The 21,795-nt window shown below is 57.1% G+C and carries 23 protein-coding genes and 1 pseudogene; 15 read left to right on the forward strand and 9 right to left on the reverse strand.

Translation table 11 applies throughout. The features are described from left to right. Nucleotides 1-739 precede the first annotated feature (739 nt). Together AB6731_RS13155 and trpS are read right to left on the reverse strand one after the other, a co-directional pair. Nucleotides 740-907, reverse strand: a pseudogene (locus AB6731_RS13155) (hypothetical protein); the annotation flags it as partial. Nucleotides 908-1,080: 173 nt separating this feature from the next. After that, nucleotides 1,081-2,085, reverse strand: a complete 1,005-nt coding sequence (gene trpS / locus AB6731_RS13160) for a tryptophan--tRNA ligase (RefSeq protein WP_371006461.1) — start codon at nt 2,083-2,085, stop codon at nt 1,081-1,083. 199 nt (nt 2,086-2,284) lie between these two features. Between trpS and fosA the strand changes: the two genes are divergently transcribed. Beyond that, nucleotides 2,285-2,710, forward strand: a complete 426-nt coding sequence (fosA, locus tag AB6731_RS13165) for a FosA/FosA2 family fosfomycin resistance glutathione transferase (RefSeq protein ID WP_371006506.1) — start codon at nt 2,285-2,287, stop codon at nt 2,708-2,710. Here fosA and AB6731_RS13170 read toward each other — a convergent pair. Then, the gene (locus AB6731_RS13170; protein ID WP_047954993.1) at nt 2,696-3,703 is read right to left on the reverse strand and encodes a LacI family DNA-binding transcriptional regulator; all 1,008 of its coding nucleotides are present in this window, start codon (nt 3,701-3,703) and stop codon (nt 2,696-2,698) included. The two genes, fosA and AB6731_RS13170, sit on opposite strands and share 15 nt — an antisense overlap. Nucleotides 3,704-3,888: 185 nt before the next feature. On the opposite strand from AB6731_RS13170, the gene AB6731_RS13175 reads away from it, so the two are divergent. Then, entirely contained in the window at nt 3,889-4,977 is a 1,089-nt protein-coding gene (locus AB6731_RS13175; protein WP_371006462.1) for a cellulase family glycosylhydrolase, read from the forward strand. Between the two features lie 45 nt (nt 4,978-5,022). After that, the gene (locus AB6731_RS13180) at nt 5,023-6,417 is read left to right on the forward strand and encodes an MFS transporter (protein ID WP_371006464.1); all 1,395 of its coding nucleotides are present in this window, start codon (nt 5,023-5,025) and stop codon (nt 6,415-6,417) included. 33 nt (nt 6,418-6,450) lie between these two features. Here AB6731_RS13180 and AB6731_RS13185 read toward each other — a convergent pair whose 3' ends face one another. Beyond that, a complete protein-coding gene (locus AB6731_RS13185) occupies nt 6,451-6,837 on the reverse strand; it encodes a VOC family protein (RefSeq protein WP_020885338.1) in 387 nt (128 codons plus the stop codon). Nucleotides 6,838-6,930: 93 nt separating this feature from the next. Between AB6731_RS13185 and AB6731_RS13190 the strand changes: the two genes are divergently transcribed. The 3 genes from AB6731_RS13190 (at nt 6,931) to AB6731_RS13200 (ending at nt 9,604) form a co-directional block, all read left to right on the forward strand. Further along, nucleotides 6,931-7,701: a DeoR/GlpR family DNA-binding transcription regulator gene (locus AB6731_RS13190; RefSeq protein ID WP_371006465.1), complete on the forward strand. Its 771-nt coding sequence runs from the start codon at nt 6,931-6,933 to the stop codon at nt 7,699-7,701. A gap of 63 nt (nt 7,702-7,764) precedes the next feature. After that, entirely contained in the window at nt 7,765-8,367 is a 603-nt protein-coding gene (locus tag AB6731_RS13195) for an ATP-dependent Clp protease proteolytic subunit (RefSeq protein ID WP_014168451.1), read from the forward strand. Nucleotides 8,368-8,482: 115 nt separating this feature from the next. After that, on the forward strand, nt 8,483-9,604 hold the full coding sequence (locus tag AB6731_RS13200) for a cupin domain-containing protein (protein WP_020885336.1): 1,122 nt from the start codon (nt 8,483-8,485) through the stop codon (nt 9,602-9,604). A 38-nt stretch (nt 9,605-9,642) separates the two neighbouring features. Here AB6731_RS13200 and AB6731_RS13205 read toward each other — a convergent pair whose 3' ends face one another. Beyond that, complete coding sequence (locus AB6731_RS13205) at nt 9,643-9,837, reverse strand: DUF2767 family protein (RefSeq protein WP_014168453.1); 195 nt, start codon at nt 9,835-9,837, stop codon at nt 9,643-9,645. Between the two features lie 229 nt (nt 9,838-10,066). Between AB6731_RS13205 and AB6731_RS13210 the strand changes: the two genes are divergently transcribed. The 3 genes from AB6731_RS13210 (at nt 10,067) to foxA (ending at nt 13,622) form a co-directional block, all read left to right on the forward strand. Beyond that, nucleotides 10,067-10,300 (forward strand): DUF2171 domain-containing protein, encoded by a 234-nt coding sequence (locus AB6731_RS13210; RefSeq protein WP_047356928.1) that lies wholly within the window; start codon nt 10,067-10,069, stop codon nt 10,298-10,300. A 138-nt stretch (nt 10,301-10,438) separates the two neighbouring features. Beyond that, entirely contained in the window at nt 10,439-11,392 is a 954-nt protein-coding gene (locus tag AB6731_RS13215) for an AraC family transcriptional regulator (protein ID WP_252068496.1), read from the forward strand. Nucleotides 11,393-11,513: 121 nt separating this feature from the next. Next, a complete protein-coding gene (foxA, locus tag AB6731_RS13220) occupies nt 11,514-13,622 on the forward strand; it encodes a ferrioxamine B receptor FoxA (RefSeq protein ID WP_108647525.1) in 2,109 nt (702 codons plus the stop codon). 66 nt (nt 13,623-13,688) lie between these two features. Here foxA and AB6731_RS13225 read toward each other — a convergent pair whose 3' ends face one another. Further along, nucleotides 13,689-15,104: a PLP-dependent aminotransferase family protein gene (locus AB6731_RS13225; protein WP_020885331.1), complete on the reverse strand. Its 1,416-nt coding sequence runs from the start codon at nt 15,102-15,104 to the stop codon at nt 13,689-13,691. A 175-nt stretch (nt 15,105-15,279) separates the two neighbouring features. Between AB6731_RS13225 and AB6731_RS13230 the strand changes: the two genes are divergently transcribed. Beyond that, a complete protein-coding gene (locus tag AB6731_RS13230; RefSeq protein WP_014168457.1) occupies nt 15,280-15,441 on the forward strand; it encodes a DUF1127 domain-containing protein in 162 nt (53 codons plus the stop codon). 59 nt (nt 15,442-15,500) lie between these two features. Here AB6731_RS13230 and AB6731_RS13235 read toward each other — a convergent pair whose 3' ends face one another. Beyond that, a complete protein-coding gene (locus tag AB6731_RS13235; RefSeq protein ID WP_020885330.1) occupies nt 15,501-15,755 on the reverse strand; it encodes a DUF4282 domain-containing protein in 255 nt (84 codons plus the stop codon). An 81-nt stretch (nt 15,756-15,836) separates the two neighbouring features. Then, nucleotides 15,837-17,225 (reverse strand): PLP-dependent aminotransferase family protein, encoded by a 1,389-nt coding sequence (locus AB6731_RS13240; RefSeq protein WP_331704784.1) that lies wholly within the window; start codon nt 17,223-17,225, stop codon nt 15,837-15,839. A gap of 102 nt (nt 17,226-17,327) precedes the next feature. Between AB6731_RS13240 and AB6731_RS13245 the strand changes: the two genes are divergently transcribed. Next, the gene (locus AB6731_RS13245; protein ID WP_020885328.1) at nt 17,328-17,807 is read left to right on the forward strand and encodes a carboxymuconolactone decarboxylase family protein; all 480 of its coding nucleotides are present in this window, start codon (nt 17,328-17,330) and stop codon (nt 17,805-17,807) included. Here AB6731_RS13245 and AB6731_RS13250 read toward each other — a convergent pair. Continuing rightward, complete coding sequence (locus tag AB6731_RS13250) at nt 17,794-18,696, reverse strand: LysR family transcriptional regulator (RefSeq protein ID WP_020885327.1); 903 nt, start codon at nt 18,694-18,696, stop codon at nt 17,794-17,796. The genes AB6731_RS13245 and AB6731_RS13250 overlap by 14 nt on opposite strands. Nucleotides 18,697-18,796: 100 nt before the next feature. On the opposite strand from AB6731_RS13250, the gene AB6731_RS13255 reads away from it, so the two are divergent. The 4 genes from AB6731_RS13255 (at nt 18,797) to AB6731_RS13270 (ending at nt 21,702) form a co-directional block, all read left to right on the forward strand. Then, nucleotides 18,797-20,212, forward strand: coding sequence for an aldehyde dehydrogenase family protein (locus AB6731_RS13255; RefSeq protein ID WP_371006466.1), 1,416 nt, complete (start codon nt 18,797-18,799; stop codon nt 20,210-20,212). A 108-nt stretch (nt 20,213-20,320) separates the two neighbouring features. Then, nucleotides 20,321-20,644, forward strand: a complete 324-nt coding sequence (locus AB6731_RS13260) for an antibiotic biosynthesis monooxygenase (RefSeq protein ID WP_025205658.1) — start codon at nt 20,321-20,323, stop codon at nt 20,642-20,644. Next, entirely contained in the window at nt 20,637-21,014 is a 378-nt protein-coding gene (locus AB6731_RS13265) for a hypothetical protein (protein ID WP_041162412.1), read from the forward strand. Before AB6731_RS13260 ends, AB6731_RS13265 begins: the two co-directional genes overlap by 8 nt. Beyond that, complete coding sequence (locus tag AB6731_RS13270) at nt 21,007-21,702, forward strand: ArsR/SmtB family transcription factor (RefSeq protein ID WP_371006468.1); 696 nt, start codon at nt 21,007-21,009, stop codon at nt 21,700-21,702. Before AB6731_RS13265 ends, AB6731_RS13270 begins: the two co-directional genes overlap by 8 nt. Nucleotides 21,703-21,795 lie beyond the last annotated feature (93 nt).

Below are 21,795 nucleotides of genomic sequence, written 5' to 3' on the forward strand. Positions count from 1 at the left end.
TTCCGTGCATTCATTTTTATTCGTTAAAAATCCTGGCACAAAAATGAAATACATCAATAAATCGAAAGGTTAATAAGATGGCCAAAGTTGAGGCTATTAAAGAGATAGCAATGATTTATTCCGCTGGACATGCTTTATAATCCGAAGGATGAATGCGGTAGTGTGTCTGGCAGCGCATGATTAAGCAAAATGGCGAAATGACTGTTGTCTTATTGTCGGTTTGAATAGCTTTTTTATCGCGGCATTTTTCATATACTTCGTGTTGTGGTGAATCCCCCTGTGCGGTGGGGCATAATTTATAGGTTAACGTCATTATGCGGGCTTTGCTCACCGGGAGGCACCCGGCACCACACTGTTCTATTAAATGTTTATAAAAGAAGGTAGATATAACATCGCCACGACCCATATGAATAAGCCAGGAATTTTCAAAGGCCACGGCTCAAGGATAGCTATGCAAGCAAATACACCTACCACGAGCACAGGGCCTGATAACACGTTCAGGATCCCACCTAAAGTAAGTATCTTTCCTGGCAGTAATCTATTGAGTACTAATGAAATAATGTAAGCACTCATAGTAATGATGGAAAAGGCGATTGTTTTATCATGCCATGTGTCGAATTCAATCCAGCAAAGACTATAGGCAAAAATTAAATATGAGCAAAAAAGCAGGTTTATAATTGGGATGGTAAACTTACTCATATGACCCTGCCGTAGTGTTTGTTTTTGGTTTTTCTATTGTTATTTTCTCAGTCTTGCGTGTATATCGTGTGTCCGTGTCAACGAGACCATAAACCCGATATCCATAATCTAACGGTACAGATAGCCCTCCATTTATAAGTCCAGTCACGGTATCAGGCGAGGAGATTATATTGCATAATCTCCTCGCTATATCTTCTACGTCAGCCATAGTATCTCTTTAAATCTGTTTTAAAGAGTAATATCGATGTAATATTAATGCAATTAAAGCAATTTATATAATCTACACGAAAAATTAAGAATTATTAAGGGCATTAATATTATCTTAAATGAGACAATAAGCGGTTTCATGCCAATCCCACGCACTCCACCGCTCAAACTAACTTAACTAAACATCGGCACCCCCAGCCCAACCTTCACCTCCCTCAGCGTCCCCTGCGTCACCGCCTGCGCCCGTTCCGTGCCGCGCTTCAGCATCGCCATCAATTCCCCCCTGTCACGGATATACATCGCTCTGCGTTCCCGCATCGGTGCAATCAGCTCCTGCAGGCACGCCTCCAGCTCGTTCTTGCATGCCCGGTCACCCAGTCCGCCCACCTGATAATGCGCCTTCATCGCTGCCACTTTCGCTTTGTCCGGATGAAACGCGTCGAGGTAGGTAAACACCACGTTTCCCTCAATCTGCCCCGGGTCGCTCACCTTCAGGTGGTTCGGATCGGTGTACATGGCGCTGACCGCACGGTGAATCGTCTCTTCACTGGCAGAAAGGTGCAGGGTGTTGCCCAGCGATTTCGACATCTTGGCGCTGCCGTCGATGCCGGGCAGGCGGCCGGTGTCGCTGAGCATCGCTTTGCAGTGGCGCAGCACCGGGGCAGGCAACAGGCTGTTCATCTTGTGCACAATCTCATTGGTCTGTTCAATCATCGGCAGTTGGTCGTCGCCGACGGGGACGCACTCGGCTTTGAACGCAGTGATGTCCGCCGCCTGGCTGATGGGATAGGCCATAAAACCGACCGGCAGCGAGCGGGCAAAGCCTTTCTGCGCGATCTCGTTTTTCACCGTCGGGTTACGCTCGACGCGGGCGACGGTGACGATATTCATATACAACATTGTCAGCTCGGCGAGAGCGGGCAGGGCGGACTGCAGGCAGAGTGTCGTCAGGTTCGGGTCGATGCCGGCGGCGAGGTAGTCGGCGAGCACTTCAGGGATGTTGTCGCGGATTTTTTGCGGGTTGCTGCCGTTGTCGGTCAGCCCCTGCAGGTCGGCAATCAAGACATACTGGTTATGCGTCTGCTGTAGCGCCACGCGCTGGCGCAGCGAACCGACGAAATGGCCCAGGTGCAGCGGGCCGGTTGGGCGGTCGCCGGTGAGGATGGTTTGAACGTTCATAAAGACTCCTTAATGTGCAATTGCCGAAAGGGGTCTTAGAAATGTGAAAGCCGCCTTTCGGCGGCTATCTGAAAATGGGGAAAACTACTCCGTGCCGCCTTTAAGAAGGCAGCCACCAGCGGTTTACGGTGAGCACGGCGTGGTTTATGTTCATGAAGTTACCGTACCACGTCTGGCGCAAAAAACAAAAGGGCACGTCATGCTGCAATCACTCAACCATCTGACCCTCGCGGTCAGCGACCTGCAAAAAAGCGTTACCTTCTGGCACGAGCTGCTGGGGCTGACGTTGCACGCCCGCTGGAATACCGGGGCCTATCTTACCTGCGGCGATCTGTGGGTCTGCCTGTCGTACGACGAGGCGCGCCAGTATGTGCCGCCGCAGGAGAGCGACTATACCCATTACGCGTTTACCGTTGCGGCGGAAGATTTTGAACCGTTCTCACACAAGCTGGAGCAGGCGGGCGTTACCGTCTGGAAGCAGAACAAAAGCGAGGGGGCATCGTTCTATTTTCTCGACCCGGACGGGCACAAGCTGGAGCTGCACGTAGGCAACCTCGGCGCGCGGCTGGCGGCGTGCCGGGAGAAACCCTATGCCGGAATGGTCTTCACCTCAGACGAGGCTTGATGTCCGTACCTTCAGCCTGCCCGCCAGCGTCACATGGGTGGCGGCATCTTCCTGATTGCACAGGTACTCCACCGCCAGCCGTCCGAGTTCGCTGTAGGGGAGCTGGATACTGGTCAGCGGTGGGGTGAGTTGCTCGGAGATCTTCTGGTCGTCGTAGCCCGCCAGCAGCATATCCTGCGGGATGCGCACGCCGTTTACCGCCAGCGCCTGATAGCAGCCGATCGCCAGCCAGTCGCTGGCGCAGAAGATGGCGTCCGGGCGTTCGTCCAGCGCCAGCAGAGAGGTGGTGGCGGTAAAGGATTCGCTGAACTGCCAGTTGGTCTGGCGCACCAGACTCTCGTCACAGGCTAAACCGGCCTGCTGTAAGGCGGCCTGATAGCCGGCCAGCCGCTGGCGGGAGGCCTCCATCCAGCTCTCGCCGGTGATGTGGGCGATACGCGTTGCGCCGCAGGCGATCAGGTGTTTGGTCACCTGGAAGGCGTTGGCGTAGTCGTCCGGAATAAACGACGGCAGCAGCGGCGAGCCGGGGTCGCGCTGATTGAGCAGCACCAGTGGAATGCGGGTGCAGTCCTGAAAAGCGGTCATGTCGACAAGCGTGGTAACGGGGGAGGCGAGGATAATCCCCACGCAGTTGCGCTTCTCCAGCTGGCGGATAATGTTCAGCGCCAGCTCTACGTCATCACCGTAGTCGTACACCGTCAGCAGCGCTTCGTTGCGCCATGCGGCTTCCCGCGCCTGACTGATGGCATCGATAAAGGGATCAAAGCTTTGCAGGGAACTTACCAGCAGGGCGATTTCCTCCTGGTTGCGCGGGGCGTGAATGGCAGGCAGGCGGTCATAACCGAGCTCGGTCGCCACGCCGATCACCCGCTGGCGGGTCTCGTCGCTGAGCTTGATGTTACGGGACTGGTTGAGCACCAGCGATACCGTCGCCTGCGACACCCCCGCCGTCCGCGCAATATCGTTCATCGTGACTTTTGTTTTTCGCTTCATCCGTCCTCTCCCTCTCGCGACACCGCATCATACCCTAACTGTTCGCTTACGCGCCGTCGATCACGTTTCTTATTCGCGCCTGCATGAACTTTGTGAAGGCTGTCGCTTTTCGGAGCGTCATGAATTGCGCATTTATCCCGCAACTAATATTTATTAGCTAAATATTATCAGTAAGAGGACGCGTAATGAAAGAGCAGTGGAGCAGGGAGCAGGCGCAGGCGTGGTATCAGCAAAAAGGCTGGCTGTGTGGGTTTAACTATTTACCGTCAACGGCGGTGAACTGGACCGATATCTGGCAGGAAGAGACCTTCGATGCCGATACCATTGACCGCGAACTGGGCTGGGCGGCGGAGGTGGGCTACAACACCCTGCGCATCAACCTGCCGTTTATTGTCTGGGAACACGACCGCGACGGCCTGATGGCGCGCATCGACGCGTTTCTGGCGATGGCCGACAGCCACGGGTTCAGCACCATGCTGACCCTGATGGACGACTGCGGTTTCTCCGGCGACGAGCCGTATCTGGGGCCGCAAAAGCCGCCGGTGCCGGGCAAGCACAACAGCCAGGCGGCAGCGAGCCCGGGGCGCGATAAAGTCTGCAATCCCGACTGCTGGCCGCAGATTGAGCGCTATATCCGCGACGTTATCCGCCAGTTCCGCGACGATGAGCGCGTACTGCTGTGGGATCTGTATAACGAGCCGGGCAACCGCGGCATTTTTGCGACCGGTACGCAGGAGGTGCAGTACGACGCGAAGCTGGAGACCTGCGCGCATGAGCTGATGAAGCTGGCGTTCCGGTGGGTGCGTGAAGAGGATCCCACTCAGCCGCTCACCGTCTGCGCGTGGCGTCTGCCGGCGGAAGAGGAGGACGAGACGTTTTATCAGCATCCGCTGGATCAAACCGCGCTGGCGCTATCCGACGTGGTGAGCTTCCACGCTTACACCAACACCGGACGCATGACCGCGATTATCCAGCAGCTGCAGGCGCTTGGGCGGCCAATCTTCTGCACCGAATGGCTGGCCCGCCACGTGGGCAGCACCCTCGAGGAGCAGCTCCCGTTGATGTACACGGCGAAGGTCGCGCCGTATCAGTGGGGGCTGGTGCGCGGTAAAACCCAGACGTGGCTGCCGTGGCCGGTGGTGATGAAGGAGTCTACGGACTACTGCCGCCTCTGGTTCCACGACGTCTTTGAGGAGAACGGTATCCCGTTCTCGCGCAGTGAAATGGCCTTAATGAAGAAGCTCCGTAAGATCGCCCCGAAAGCGCAGGGCTAATAATATCGACCCGGCGGCCTGCCGCCGGGCAACCAGGTACGCACTATGGCAATGACAATGAAAATACCGTCTCGCGAGTTGTGGTCTTATTTTGGTTATGGATTAGGTCAGTGTTTTAGCTTTGGTTTAGTGGGTTCGTTTATTAACTATTTTTACACCGACGTGCTCGGGATTTCGGCGCTGGCGGCGAGTACCATCTTCCTGATTGCCCGCGCGTGGGATGCGGTTCACGACCCGCTATTTGCCAGCATAATGGACACCATTAACACCCGGTTCGGCAAGTTTCGCCACTTTTTGCTGATCGCCCCGTTACTCATTACCGGCGTCACGCTGCTGTCGTTCTATAAAATCGAAGCGGACATGACCACCAAAATTCTCTACGCCGGGGTGACGTACATTCTGTGGGGAACGCTGTACGCCATCTCTGATATCCCGTTCTGGTCGATGTCGTCGGTGATGACTAACGACTCCGGGCAGCGCACCCGCGCGGTGACGGCGGCCATGCTGGGGGTTAATGCCGGGATTGCCTGCGCCAACATTTTCTTTCCGAAACTGGCGGCGTTCTTTACCCAGTACAGCAACGACAAAGGCTATTTTATGGCGGCGCTGGTGATGATGCTGGTCGGCCTGCCGCTGATGCTCAACGGCTTTATGCAGATTAAGGAGCGTGTGCCGCCGAGTCCGGAAAAGGTGACGATACGTGACACCTTCTATAACCTGCGCCAGAACAAGCCGCTGTTTATCGTTCTGCTGTCGTTCTTCTTCTGCGTGTTCCATAACGTGGCCGGCGGTCTCTACATCTACTTCTTTATCAACAATATGGGTGACGGCAGCCTGCAGATGGCGATCGGCGTGATGGGGATTATGGCGGCGGTGGTGTGTCTCGTCGCCCCGATGCTGACGCGCAGGATGCAGAAGCGGAAGCTGTTTATGATCCTCTGCGGACTGGATGTCGCGGTACGCGTGGTGATGTGGTTTGTGGGTTATCAGCAGACGGCGATGCTGTTTATCCTGCTTGGCCTGAGTACGCTGTTTGTGATGATGTCCAACATTCTCACCTCGTCGATGATTGCCGACACCATCGAGTATGCGGAGTACCACACCCACAAGCGCTGTGCGGCGATCACCTTCTCCGGACAGACCTTTACCGGCAAGATGTCGGTGGCGGTCGGCGGTGGGTTAATCGGCGTGTTTCTGACGATGATCGGCTATGTCCCGCAGGCGCAAACCCAGAGTGACGGCGTGCTGTCGGGGCTGTTCTTTGGTATCTGTCTGCTGCCCGCCATCGGCTCGCTGATCCGGCTTGGGTTTATGTCGCGCTTTACCTTTACCGAGGAGAAGCATGCGGAGATTTGCCGGTTGCTGGCGGAGCGTCAGCACGAGAAAGCGCAGCAACGTGAGGGCGAGGAAAATCTGGCGCGCCCGGCCACGGTGAATTAAACATTAACGCCTGCATGGCAGGCGTTATGTCTTTTACTCTCCTGTGAGCTCAATCCGGTTGCCGTCCGGGTCCGCAATCACTGCCTCATAAAACCCATCCCCGGTCATGCGGGGGGCGCTGAGCAGGGTGCCGTTTGACTGCGCCTGCGCCGCCATACGGTCCACATCAGCCTGGCTGCCGACGTGAATGGCGATATGCGCCCAGCCAATAAACTCCGGATGAGCCGGGGCGTCGGGCAGGTCCGGCACCGTCATCAGTTCAAGGGTTGGCCCGCCATCCAGGGTAATAAAATGTGACGCAAAGCCCGGGCGATTTTTGCTGAGGTAGCGTTCATTACGGCGTCCGCCAAAAACCGTTTCCCAGAACTGTACCTGTGCATCAAGGTGTCGGGTCCAGAGTGCAACATGGGCAATGTTCATTGTTATCCTCGCGGTGAGTGCTGATTGACAGAGCACGCGCAGTGCAACATTATGCGCTTTGATGCTCGGTTTTGTTATTTTATAGGACTTATAATGCTCGATTATGCTGCTTTTCCGGAGCAACGACAAGCGCTGATCCGTCAGATCCTTCAGGAGAGCGGAAGGGTGGTGTGCACCGAACTGGCGACACAAATGAAGGTCTCCGAGCACACCATTCGCCGTGATTTACATGAGCTTAGCAAAGAGGGCTTCTGTAAAAAGGTCTACGGTGGCGCGGTACTTCAGCTGCCGGATGCGGGGACATTTAGCCGCCGCGAGCAGGAAAACAGTGCACAAAAAGCCACAATCGCGCAGAAAGCGGCAACGCTGATCAAGGCAGGTGGCTGTATCTTTATGGATACGGGCACCACCAATCTGGCGCTGGCGAAAGCCCTTCCTGCCGAACTCAGCGTGACGGTGGTGACCAACTCCCCGGCCATCGCGACCGCGCTGCTGCAACATCCGCTGTGCGAGGTGATCATCACCGGCGGGCAGATCCAGCGGGCGTCCGGCGCGACGGTGGGTACCACGGCTGCAAGCCAGCTTGAGGGGATTATCTTTGATCAGGCCTTTATCGGTGGCTGTGCGATGGATCCTGAGATGGGGCTGACCGGCTTTGATTTTGCCGACTGTGCGTTCAAAAAAGCAGTGATCGCCCAGAGCAACCAGACCATCGTGGCGTTGACTGCTGACAAGCTTCCCGGCGTGGCGCGCTTTGTCGTGGCAAAGAGCCGGGACATTGATGTGCTGGTGGTGGACGCGAATATTAAACAGGACGTTATCGACGCGTTTGCGGCGCAGGATGTTCGCATTGTGTGCGCCTGAGGACTTTGACCGGTAAAACAGGCTACACTCTGGTTTTGAGCGCTAAATGCTGAGGACATAACAATGCACTACACACTGAAAGAAGGCGATAAGGATAAAGCGGAAGGGTCAAACGGCGCGGGCGCGCTGCAGCAAAAACTGCTCGAGTCCCGCTCGATTGTTATCTCCGGTGAGATCAACCAGGAACTGGCGCAAAAAGTCATTACCCAACTGATCCTGCTGCAAAGCGTGAGCAACGATCCGATCAAGCTGTACATCAACAGCCAGGGTGGCCACGTGGAAGCGGGTGATACCATCCATGACTTCATCAAGTTCATCCGTCCGGACGTACACATCATCGGCACCGGCTGGGTGGCGAGCGCCGGGATCACCATCTTCCTGGCGGCGAAAAAAGAACATCGCTACTCTCTGCCCAACACCCGCTTTATGATCCACCAGCCGCTGGGTGGCGTGCGTGGTCAGGCGACGGATATTGAGATTGAAGCGCGCGAGATCATCCGCATGCTGGATCGCGTGAACAAGCTGATTGCTGACGCCACCGGCCAGCCGCTGGAAAAAGTGAAAAAAGACACCGACCGCAACTTCTGGATGTCTCCGGCAGAAGCGCTGGACTACGGCATTGTGGGTAAACTGATTACGCATTATGACGATCTGAAGCTGGATTGATCCCTCAGGGCCGGACGTTTGCGCCGGCCTTCTCCTCTCGTTTGACCCATGACAAGTTCCCCCTTGACCGTCTCCCCTATAATCGCGCCTGTTTACCCTCTCACTGGTGCTACCCATGGCGTATCAACTGAACCTGAACTGGCCGGAATTTCTTGAAAAATACTGGCAGAAACAACCCGTAGTGCTGAAAAATGCCTTCCCCAATTTTGTTGACCCGATTACCCCAGACGAACTGGCAGGGCTGGCGATGGAGCCTGAAGTCGATAGCCGTCTGGTCAGCCATTCCAACGGTAAATGGCAGGCCAGCAATGGTCCGTTTGAGCACTTCGATGGCCTGGGCGAAACCGGCTGGTCGCTGCTGGCGCAGGCGGTAAACCACTGGCACATGCCTGCAGCGGAGCTGGTGCGCCCGTTCCGCGTCTTGCCAGACTGGCGTCTGGATGACCTGATGATCTCCTTCTCTGTCCCTGGCGGCGGCGTGGGCCCGCATATCGATCAGTACGATGTGTTTATCATTCAGGGGATGGGAAGCCGCCGCTGGCGCGTGGGTGACAAGCTGCCAATGCGCCAGTTCTGCCCGCATCCGGCTCTGCTGCACGTTGATCCGTTTGAGCCGATCATCGACGAAGATCTGGCCCCGGGCGATATCCTTTACATTCCACCAGGCTTCCCGCACGACGGCTTTACCCACGAAACGGCGCTCAACTACTCCGTCGGTTTCCGCGGGCCGAACGGCCGTGATCTGATCAGCAGCTTTGCCGATTACGCGCTGGAAAACGATCTGGGCGGCGAGCACTACAGCGATCCGGATCTGACCTGCCGCGAACACCCTGGACGCGTGGAACAGTACGAGCTGGATCGTATTCGCCAGATGATGATCGACATGATCAGCAAACCTGATGATTTCACAAAATGGTTCGGTAGCTTTGTCTCGACGCCGCGCCATGAGCTGGATATTGCCACCGCAGAACCGCCGTACACGGCAGAAGAAGTGCGTGATGCATTGCAGGGTGGCGAAACGCTGTCTCGCCTGAGCGGTCTGCGCGTGTTGAATATCAACGGCAGCGTCTTCATCAACAGCGAACTGCTGGAAACGGTAGATGCAAAGGCTGCGGACGTGCTGTGTCGCTACACGGAACTCGGCCAGGCGGAGCTGGGCGAGGCGCTGAACAATCCGGCGTTTATTGACGAACTGACCGGACTGATTAACCAGGGCTACTGGTTCTTCGACGAGTAACGGCTGGCGGCGTTTAGCCAGGCTAAACGCCGCCTCGTTCAGACCAGCATATTACAGGCTTTCCAGTAATTCAGGAGCCGCTCATCGTCGCGCTCCTTCTCTGCTTTTGTTTTCATCGCCTGCGCCAGATTTTCACGCGACAGCTCGTGGCCTTTTTGCACAATGTCTAAAACCGCTTCACCAAGAGCCAGTGAAATTTCTGTACGATTATTACGAATATTATGAATCGTCATTAATGCCTCCTCGTTGGTTGCGATAATATAATTATGAAATAAAAAATAAACATCGATAATAATTCATCTTATTCTTATTTTTTCATTATGCTTCGCTATGCCTCGCGGTAGTCATAATATCCTGTTGTGTCAATGATGTTTCAAAATGCTAATAAGCGCCCGTAAGCCAAATTTATGCGCTACAGTTAATTCCGTGCAACGGCCAAATAACCAAAACGGGAGAATTATTATGGTAGATAAAAACGCAATTATGGATCACGCTCAGGTTGTCGCCAGCTGCGGAACACACGTCGGTGTTGTGGACCATCTGGATGGCGAGCGTATAAAGCTTGCGAAAAGCGATCCGGAATCCTGTGGTAAGCACCACTTTATACCGCTCGGCTGGGTGGACAAAGTGGATGATAATAAAGTTGTCCTGACCAAAAACCATAAAGAGGTTTTTGCTGAATGGCAGCAAGCATAAATATATCTCTTTAACTGAAATATATTTCTTCGCTCCGGCTCAGACCGGAGCGTAATACGTTTTATGCCCAGTGATTGCTGCCACCACCAATGAATGGTACTGTTTCGTTTGTCCTTTCCCCGATGCAGGCACCGTCATATGCTCCAGCGTGAAAATAGATCAGCGAAACGCCTGTTTTTTGTTGAGGATTTTCAGATATTCGGTGAGCGCTACGGCATCGACTACCGGTTCCCGCAGTTAAAAGATGCGCAGGTCAACAACCGCGCTGTGCTGCAGGGGAATGTGGAAGAGATGACGCTTTCATCCGGAATTTCACTGACCCACTCCAACGTTCGCGTTTTACAACCTTACGAAACCACCTCTCGCCATAGCAGCCCACTCTATATGCTGGTGGTGCTGGAAGGGGGCGTCACGATCGCGCTTAATGGCGTTGAATATGTCGTACGATCCGGCATGGCCTTCAGCTCCCGCCTGAGTGAAGAGCAGATAATGTGCGCGCGTCACGATGCCGACAGCACGCTGAAAACGCTCTCGTTTGGTCTATTCCCACACGATGCCAGGCGTGAGGCCCTGCTTGAGTCACTGCTCCAGGAATGGCAAAGCCTGAATGCGCCCACTCTGGTCTGGCACGTTCCTGAGTTTGTCCTTGCGGGGATCCAGCATGCTCAGCAGCAGGGTCTAAGCGCGTTATCCCGTCAGCTGTTGCTGGAAGGGCTGATGTATCAGCTTCTGGGCCAGGGTTTGGCGCAGCGCCAGCAATCCTTCCCGTGCCGGCCTGAGCATGCGCGTCTTGAACGCGTGCGCAGCAGGCTGGAACAGTCTCCGGAGCAGGATCATACTCTTGCGCAGCTGGCCGCCCTCGCCGCCATGAGCCCGAGCAGCCTGCGCAGCAAGTTTCGTCAACGCTACGGCTGTACCCTTTTCGATTACCTGCGCGAATGTCGGCTCGCGCAGGCGCGTCGCTATCTGCTTGAAGGCTACAGCGTGCAGCAGGCGGCGTGGATGTGTGGCTATCAGCACGCCACCAATTTCGCTACCGCGTTTCGTCGCCATTACGGTATTGCACCGGGCGACGTGCGCAAACGCCGCTAACCTACTTTTTCTCTTCACGCGAACGCAACCCGTGCGGTTTAGCACCGCGCATACGTATCCTGGCGGCGCGCATAGCTGTTTGCCCTCTCAAAAAGGTAATAATTCTTATTAACAATAAGAAATACCTTTGGAGAGGGTTATGTTTGCTAAGTCACGTCTGGCACTGCTGGTGGGATGGGTTACCGGTAGCGTCGCTTTTCCTTTACTGGCGCAGGATGCCCAAAAAACGGACACCGTTGTGGTCACGTCGCAGATGCAATCTGCTGCCACCAAGCTTGAAACGCCGGATATAGAGACTCCGCAGTCGGTCTCTATCGTTACCCGTGAGCAGTTTGAAGAGCAGGGCGCGACCAGCGTGCGCCAGGCGGTGAGTTACACGCCGGGGGTTTACAGCAACCAGATTGGCGCGTCAAACCGCTTCGACTACATGGTGCTGCGCGGTTTCTCCGACGGCAGTCTGGATAACGTCTACCTCGACGGCCTGAAGATGATGGGAGACACCAACTCTCACAGCTCGCTGGTGGTGGATCCCTGGTTCCTCGACAATATCGAGGTGGTGCGTGGCCCGGCCTCCGTGCTGTACGGCCGTTCATCGCCGGGCGGTATCGTGGCGCTGACCTCCCGCAAGCCGTCGTTCGATCCGGGTGGGGAGATTAAGCTATTTGCCGGGAACAATAACCAGCGCGGGGCGATGTTCGACGTCACCGGCCCGGTTGATGATAACGACCGCGTGGCGGTGCGCCTCAGCGGGATGACCCGCTATGCCGATTCCCAGTTTGATCCGCTGAAGGAAGAGCGCTACGCGCTGATGCCGAGCCTGACCTGGCGCATCACTGATAACACGCGTCTGGATCTGATGGCCTATCTGCACCGCGATCCGGAAGGGGGGAGCCACTCCGGCCTGCCTTATGACGGCACCGTGGTGCCGCATAACGGTAAGAAAATCACCAACACCTTCTTTGAAGGTGAGGATGATTACGACAAGTACGATCGTCGGGAAAACATGGTGGGCTACAACATTGAGCACATGTTCGACAGCGGCTGGACGGTGCGCCAGAAGCTGCGCTATCTGCACACCAAAGTGGAGCTGAATCAGGTATATGCCGCGGGCTGGCTGAACGATACCGAACTCAACCGCGGCTATTCCGGTTCTGACGAGAAGATGAATGCCATCACGCTGGATAACCAGGTCGACGGCAGTTTCGATACCGGGGCAGTTAACCACCGCGTGCTGATCGGCCTGGATTATCAGGACCGTACCAATAACGTGACCGGCTACTACGGCGGTTTCCCGCCCATCGACGCGTTCCACCCGGTTTACGGTGCGAAACCGGATTACATCACCCAGTACAGCAAGGAAAAACATAAGCTGCGCCAGACCGGGTACTACCTGCAGGATCAGATGTCCATTGACCGCTGGCGCCTGACGCTGGGCGGGCGCTATGACCAGGTAAGCGTGTCGAACGTTGATAACGTTAACCATACCCGCAGCGACCTGGATAAGAACAACGTCAGCAGCCGCGCGGCGTTGCTGTATCTGTTTGATAACGGTGTCGCGCCGTACGTCAGCTACTCCACGGCCTTTACGCCGACCAGCTTCGCCGATGAGCAGGGCAACATTCTGGACCCGATGAAAGGCAAGCAGTGGGAAGCGGGCGTGAAGTATGAACCCGAGGGGATGAACAGCCAGTTCAGCGCCTCGGTGTTCCGCATCAACCAGAAGAATATCGCCACCAAAGAGGAGCCGACCGATCCGTACCGTTCCATCGGTGAAATCGAGTCCGAGGGCGTTGAGCTGGAAGCGGTGGGTCAACTGACCGACAGCCTGCGCATGCAGGCGGCGTACACCTATACCGACATTCGCTACAAGAAGAGCAGCCCGGAAGAGGAGGGCAAGCGCGCCGTCTATGCGCCGCGGAATATGGCCAGTGCCTGGCTCAGCTACGACGTGAAAACGGGCCCGCTGGACGGCCTGACCGTCGGCTCCGGCGTTCGTTACGTCAACGGCATTACCAGCGATCGCCAGAACACCCATACGCTGCCGTCGTATACGCTGGTGGATATGGTGGTGGGGTATGACCTGTCGAAGGTGGGGCTCACGGGCATGAGCGCGCAGCTGAACGTCAATAATCTGACCGATAAACGCTATGTGGCGGCGTGTAACTCGCTCTCCTACTGCTATTTCGGCGCGGAACGCAGTATCGTTGGCAGCGTTTCATGGACGTTTTGAGTCGGTGACAGTGCCGGGCGGCGGTGACGCCTTGCCCGGCCTGGTGGAGGAGGGCATCAGGCCGCACTACGCCTCCATCGCAATCACAATTGCCTCACCCATCTTCTTCAGCGCCTCGCGATGCTTCTCCGTTGGCGGTAACGCAACGTTGATCCGCAGGCAGTTGCGGTACTTGCCGGACGCAGAGAACAGCGACCCGGCTGCCGCCTGGATCTTCAGCCGGCACAGCTGCTTGCTGACGCACACCATGTCGACGTTTTCCGGTAACTCCACCCACAGTAAAAAACTGCCCTGCGGGCGCGTCACGCAGATCTCCGCCGGGAAATACTGCCGCACCCAGCAGGTATAGGTTTCCATATTCTGCTGATAAATCTGGCGCATACGGCGAACGTGACGATGATAATGGCCGTCGCGAATAAACGCCGCCACCGCCATCTGCGTTCCCGGCACGTTAAAGCCGCCTGCAGCGTATTTCATGTGCATCACCCGGTCGTAATAGCGCCCCGGCACAATCCAGCCGACGCGCAGGCCCGGTGCCACGGTCTTGGTAAACGAGCTGCACAGGAGTACGCGGCCATCAATGTCCATGGAGTGAATGGTGCGCGGGCGCGGGTATTCCGCCGCCAGCTCGCCGTAAATATCATCCTCCACGATCACGATATCGTGCCGCTGGGCGAGAGCCAGCACCTGCTTCTTCCGCGCTTCCGGCATGATAAAACCCAGCGGGTTATTGCAGTTGGGCACCAGGATCACCGCTTTAATGGGCCACTGCTCCAGCGCCAGCTCTAACGCTTCAATGCTGATCCCGGTTTCGGGATCGGTGGGAATTTCGATGGCTTTGATGTTGAACCCGCGCAGCATCTGCATGGTGCCGTGAAACGACGGGGATTCCACGGCCACAATATCGCCCGGTTTGCATATCGAGAGCAGGGCAATCGACAGCGCGCCGTGGCAGCCATTGGTGATGACAATCTCATTCGCGGCCACGGTAGAGCCGCCGTCCAGCATCAGCCGTGCGATCTGCTCGCGCAGCTCGAGCCGACCGTCGAGCACGTCATAGCTCAGCATCTCGCCCGGGTTGTGCTGCGCGATGCGGCTCATTTCACGCCATAGCGGTTTCAGGCTCGGTTGATTGACGTCCGGCGAGCCGCCGCCAAAGGAGATCATCTCTTTGTCGGCACGGGCATCCAGCAGCATCATCACTTCATCCCACTGGGTGACGTCTACCGGACGCTGCACCGGACGCGTCATTGCCGGTACGGGCGGCATGGCCTTACGTTGCGAGACAAAATAGCCGGAGCGTGGCTGAGGCGTGATCAGCTGCAGATTTTCGAGGATCTGGTAGGCCTGCTGTATGGTGCTGATGCTAACGCCATGCTCCTGGCTCAGCGCGCGCACCGACGGCAGACGTTCACCGCTGCGATACAGCCCTTGTTGAATGCGTTCCGCCAGAAGGTTGGCGAGATGTTGGTAGCGCGTCATGCTGTATCCTTTGTTTTCACCATACAGATTGTAAACCAGTACAGATTGCCGCAAAAAACGGCATGCAGATACACTTTTAGCGGATCTGTATGTTAAACAAAAGATGTTTTTGAATCTGTATTGTACGCCCTGAATTCCACGATGATAACGCTACTGGCACAGTGAGGAGAGCATCATGGAATTTTACGAGAACCGTTCAAAACGTCCGTTTATTGTTTTTGTCTGGATCGGCAAAACGCTACGCAACTGGTACCGTATTCACCGCACCCGTCGCATCCTGAGCAAGATGAGTGACGAGCAGCTTAAGGATGTCGGGTTGTCGCGCTATGATGTGTAAGCGGGCAGGGTCGGCGCTGGCCGGGTAAGGAGAAACCCCTACCCGGCGCAACGGAGAGATTATTCGACTGATTTCACCGCGGTGTTTTCAGCGATGCGGCGCAGATATTCGTTATTCTTAAACGCGACCATGATCAGTTCGAACGTCACGCGACAGCCGATCAGGCTGAAAATCATCCCGATAAATCCGGTGATCAGATGGTCGGTAAACATGGAATACACGCCGGCAATCAAAATCACCAGCATGACGATCCAGTAGAAGAAGACCAGCACGCGTGGCGTTAATAAGTAGTCAAATCCCAGAATGGCTTTCATTTTCTTTTCCTTAGAAATATAAAAAAGGCTCAAGATTGTATCTTTATCACGTTCTTTTATGGCGTGGATAGCTATCTGATTTCAGAGTAGTAATTCCAGCGTTTCTTGTTTTGGCCTTTCAAGTAGTGCCACCGCCTCCTGATACGTGCGCACGTTGTTATAGCCCATCACCAGTCCGTAACGCTTGCCGGAGCCGCGATACCACTCCGAGAGCGCGTTAACCTGCAGCTGCTGCGCTTGCCAGCAGTGCGCGATTTCCCGGTCACAACTCCCCTTCGAAAGGAATGCCACGATGTGCATCCCACCGTCGTTTTGCTCGGTGAAAAACAGGTCGCCATACACCTCCTGTAAAGCCTTAATCATCCACTCCCGCCGGGTCTGATACAGGGCCCGCATCTTCTTAAGATGTCGGAAAAAATGGCCTTCGTTGAGAAAGGCGGTGAGGATCTTTTGCGTCAGCACCGGCTGGCCGCTGGTGACGATGTCCGCGCAGTCGGTAAAGGCCCCGAGGGTGCTGGCGGGCATCACCACGTAGCCCATGCGCAGCGACGGCATAATGGTTTTGCTGAAGGTGCCCATAAAAATGACCCGGTCGTGCCGGTCGAGGCTTTTTAGCGACGGCAGCACCTTGCGGGTGTAGTGAAATTCCCCGTCGTAGTCATCCTCAATAATCCAGGCCTCGTTCTGACTCGCCCAGTCGAGAAGCTGTTGTTTACGCGGCAGAGAAAGGGTGACCGCCAGCGGGCTCTGGTGCGACGGGGTGACGATGGCGAAGCGGGCATCGCGATGGTGGCGCAGCAGGTATTCCGTATCGATCCCGGCGCGATCGACCGGCACGGTGTGCAGGCGCGGCACGATCCGCTTGAGCAACTGCTGGCCCATAAAGTAGCCCGGATCTTCAAACACCACCTTGTCGCTGCGGCTGGCCAGCGTATCGAGGATCAGGCGCAGGCTACCGCTGTAGCCGCTGGTGATCAGCACCTGCTCGGCGGTGCAGGCGAGCCCGCGTGAAATATTAAGGTAGCTGGCAATCGCCTGGCGCAGTGGATACCAGCCCAGCACGGGCGGATTCAGCATCTCTTCCTGGCGCATGGCGCGCGTCGCCTGGCCTGAAAGCAGCAGCCATTTTTTATAGGGAAAGCTGTCGAGGGAGGGAATGCCGGGGCGCAGAAAACCTGCCCGTTCGCGCTGGCCGATTAGCGAGGCCGGAAGCGTGCCGGTGGTCTGCTCCGCAGGGGCGTTCTGCGCGGGCAGTAACAGGTCCGGGTTGACCCGCGTGCCGCGTGCCCCCTGGCTTACCAGATACCCTTCGCCCGTCAGGATGGCGTAAGCGGTTTCAACGGTTTTGCGCGCCACCTTCAGCTCTTCCGCCAGCACGCGAATGGCGGGGACTTTGTCGCCAGGCTTTAGCACGCCACGCGTGATGTTGTCGCGATAGCGGGTATAAATAGCGTGATAGCCCGGTTTCATGTCCTACCTAATTTGACGGTTTTTGTATCTTTTTACTATGTCATTATCCGCGTAGATTGTCCTCATCGCATGACATATGCCGCACAAAAAAGAGGAAAGACAATGAGCACCCGCGTAAACCACCATAAGATCACACCTGCCCTCGCCAACGCGCTGTCCAACCTGAGCATGGAAGTGGCGAAAACTTCTCTCGACCCGGCGCTGAAGCACCTGATCGACATTCGTGTCTCACAGCTGAACGGCTGTACCTTCTGCCTGGATATGCATTCGAAAGAGGCCAAAATCGCCGGAGAACGCGAGCTGCGCCTGTACCATCTGGCGGCATGGCGCGAGTCCCCGCTGTTCAGCGCCCGTGAGAAAGCGGCGCTGGCCTTCGCCGAAGCGCTGACGCAAATTAGCGTGCATGGCGTGAGCGATGCGCTCTACCGCAGCGTGGCGGAGCACTTCTCGGACGTGGAGATTTCAGAGCTGAACTTTGCCATTGTGGCGATCAACGCCTGGAACCGTCTGGGGATCACGTCCCGCATGGAGCCGGGCTCGCTGGACGCGGCTTACGGGCTGAACAAAGCTAACCTCGAATAACCCCGCGCTCACGGATCATCGCCACCAGCGCCCGTAACCCTGGCGGGACGTGGCGATGCCCCGGATAGTACAAACGCAGCCCGGCAAACGGCTGCGTCCAGTCGTTTAACACGCTCACCAGTTCCCCGCTTTCAAGCTCTTCCCGGATATACAGTTCCGGTAAAAACCCTATCCCTAATCCCGCCTTCACGGCCCGGATCGAGGCGAAAAGATCGGACGTGGCAAAGCGCGGCGGTACCGCCAGGGCGTACTGTTCCCCGTGACGCGCCAGCTCCCAGCGGTAGATCCCACCGTGCGCCATGCGCATACCGATCCCCTGATGTAAGAGCAGATCCTCCGGCGTGTGCGGCGTGCCGTGGCGGGCAAAGTAATCCGGCGTGGCGGTGACAAGCTGGCGGATTTCACCGGTCAGCGGCACGGCGATCATGTCCTGTGGCACGGATTCTTCAAGACGGATCCCGGCGTCGTAACCTTCTGCGACGATGTCGATCATCCGTGCTTCGCTTAGCGTCTCGACGCGCATTTTCGGGTAGCGGATCATAAAGTCGATCAGCAATTGATCCAGAAAGAGCGCACCGATATGGTTCGGTACGTTTAAGCGCAGGGTGCCGGCAGGTTCGCCGGTATCACTGTGGATCTCTTCGCTGGCCTGGCGTATCGCCTGCAGGGCCGGGCCAATACGCGCCACGTAGCGCTGCCCGGCGTCGGTAAGCGCCACGCTGCGGGTCGTGCGGTTAAACAGGCGCGTCTCCAGGCGGCTCTCCAGCCCGGCGATAGCGTTACTTACCGCCGTGGCGGACATGCCCAGCTCCTGTGCCGCACCGCGAAAACTGCCGCGCCGCACCACCGCCATGACCACTTCCAGCTCTGTCAGACCCGAACGATGCATAGATTATCCTGAAAATCGAAACAACCCTTGCAGCATAGCGTGGATTATCGCAACGGAGAAGCCGTGCCAGACTGTGTCCATACAGCCTGAGGAGGTTTATATGCACAACATCGAACAGATCTTTATCAACGGCGAATTTGTTACCCCGCACGGCACCGAACGTTTTGATTTATACAATCCGGCGACGGCGCGGGTGATTGGCCAGGTTCGCCTGGCTGATGAGGTAGACGCTGAGCATGCCATCGCGGCCGCGAAAGCGGCGTTTCCGACATGGTCGCAAACCCCCCGACAGGAACGCATTGCCGCGCTGAAACGCATGCATGCCGCCGTGGCCGCCCGTCATGATGCGCTGCTGGACGCGGTGATTGAAGAGTACGGCGCGCCAGCCTCGCGCTCGGCGTGGATGGCCCGCTACCCGGCAGATGTCATTGCCCAGGCCATCGAGGCGCTGGAAGCCTTTGAGTTTGTGACCACGGCGGGGGCGGCAACGGTGCAGATGACGCCGCTTGGTGTCGCCGGGCTTATTACCCCGTGGAACAGCGACGCGGGGTTTATCTGCGGCAAACTGGCGGCTGCGCTCGCGGCGGGCTGCACGGCGGTGATTAAACCGAGCGAGATGAGCGCGCTGCAAACCCGCATTGTCACCGAGGCGCTGCGCGATGCCGGGTTACCGCCGGGCGTGTTTAACATTGTCACCGGACGGGGCGATACGGTCGGTGAGACCCTCAGCCGCCATCCGGACGTGGCGAAAATTTCGTTTACCGGTTCGACCGTTACCGGCAAAGCGATACTGCGCAACGCGGCGGAGAGTGTTAAGCGGGTGACGCTGGAGTTAGGCGGTAAATCGCCGACGATCCTGCTCGATGATGTCGATTTGGCGCAGGCTATCCCGCTGGTGGTGCAGGCCGGGTTTATGAACAGCGGGCAGGCGTGCGTGGCCGGAACGCGCATTCTGGTACCGCAGTCGCGTAAGGCGGAAATCGAAACTGCTCTGGCGCAGGCCGTCGCGGCCGTGAAATCTGGCGATCCGCGGGATAACGCGACAGAAATTGGCCCGATGGTCAGTGAAAAACAGTGGCTGCGGGTGCAGGGCTATATCCGTAAAGGCCTCGACGAGGGGGCAAACCTGCTGGTGGGGGGGGAAGGGCGTCCAGAAGGCACGCAGGACGGCTGGTTTGTGCGCCCGACGCTGTTTGCTGACGTCACTAACCAGATGGCGATTGCCCGGGAAGAGATCTTCGGCCCGGTACTGTGTGTGCTCCCTTATCAGGACGAGGCCGAAGCCGTCGCCATTGCCAACGACACCGAGTATGGCCTGAGTGCGATGGTGCTGGGCAGGGATGTCGAACGTGCGCGTCGCGTGGCGCAGCAGATTGTCGCGGGCCGCGTGCTGGTGAACACGCTGGCCCATGAGCCTAAAGCGCCGTTTGGCGGGTTCAGGCACTCCGGCGTGGGGCGTGAGATGGGCGAGTGGGGGATCCGCGCGTTTATGGAGCCGAAGTCGATTCTGGGATAACCGTTTGTCGCCCTCCCGGGAAGCGGGCGACAATACTTCGCCCTTCACCGAAGCATCCGCATTTTCTTTCCTGCATGCTCTCCGCACCCTCACAACGGAGAGACAACCATGATTGCAGTCCTTTTCGAAGCCCAGGCCGCGCCTGCCCACCAGGCGCGTTACCTGCAGCTCGCAGCCGAACTCAAGCCCCTGCTGGCGGATATCGACGGGTTTATTGATATCGAGCGTTTCCAGAGCCTGACCACCGACGGCAAAATTCTCTCCCTCTCCTGGTGGCGGGACGAAGACGCGGTCCGTCGCTGGAAGCAGAACGTCTTTCATCAGGCGGCGCAGAGGGAGGGGCGGGAGGCCATCTTTACCTACTACCGCATTCGGGTGGCGCAGGTGGTGCGGGAATACGCCTCAGAAACCGGAGGGCATGCGGATGTATGACGTTCATGTGATTTTCGACGCTACGCCAGGGGAACTGGCGCGATTTGGCCAGCTGTTGGGGCGCAATGGTGTGGGGCTGGAGGGCGGCGGCGTGTTTGGTACCGAAGCCCATTTCCTGGTGGAAGAGGGCGAAAAAGCCCGTCGCGTGCTGCTTGAGGGCGGGTTTAACGTCCGATCAGTCCGTAAACCGCTGATCAGAAAACTGCAGCAGGCGCGCCCCGGTGAGCTGGGCGAGATTGCCGCGGCGTTAGCGGCTCACGGTGTGTCTGTACTGACCCAGTACAGCGACCATGCGAATCACCTCATTCTGCTGACGGATAATGATAAGCTGGCGGCAGAGATCACCAGACCATGGGCAGTCAATGCTTAAGACCCGTTTACCCCCTGACAACAGCGCGCTGCTGGAGCAGGCCATGGCGGCAGTGGCCGCCGCCATGGCGGATCCGTCGCGTGTGAAAATGCTCTGTGCGCTGATGGATGGCAGGGCATGGACCGCCACCGAGCTGAGCGCGGCGGCAGATGTCGCCCCCTCCACTGCCAGCGGGCACCTGACCCGTCTGCTGGACGGAAAGCTGATTACCTGCCTGTCACAGGGGCGGCATCGCTATTACCGCCTGGCAGGACACGACGTGGCGGAACTGGTCGAGCAGATGATGGGGCTGTCGTGGAGCCACATCACCCCGCCGGAAACCACCGCCCCGAAAGCCCTGCGTGAAGCCCGCACCTGTTACGACCATCTGGCAGGGACGGTGGCCGTTCAAATCTACGATTTTATGCAGGCGCAGGGCTGGCTGGAGACGGATGGGTCAGCCCTGACCGTGTATGGACGCGAACAGTTCCTGACGCTCGGTATTTCATTAAGCGCCAATCCGCGCCGTAAGGCCTGCTGTGCCTGTCTTGACTGGAGCGAGCGGCGGTTTCATCTGGGGGGCGAGGCGGGCGCGGCGCTCCTCGCGTACCTGGACAGCAACGGCTGGATCCAGCGGGTGGCGGGATATCGGGACGTGGTGGTCACCGCGTCGGGAAACGTTGCCATTAAAAAACGTTTTAGCCGCTAAATTCTCCGCGGTTTGATGCCCTTTCCCACCGGGAGAGGGCATTCGTCTTTCGCAATTCCTGCTCTTTTGTCTCTCGTTTCTTGATACTTACCC

Source organism: Enterobacter sp. RCC_40 (assembly GCF_041360735.1).
GTDB lineage: Bacteria > Pseudomonadota > Gammaproteobacteria > Enterobacterales > Enterobacteriaceae > Enterobacter > Enterobacter ludwigii.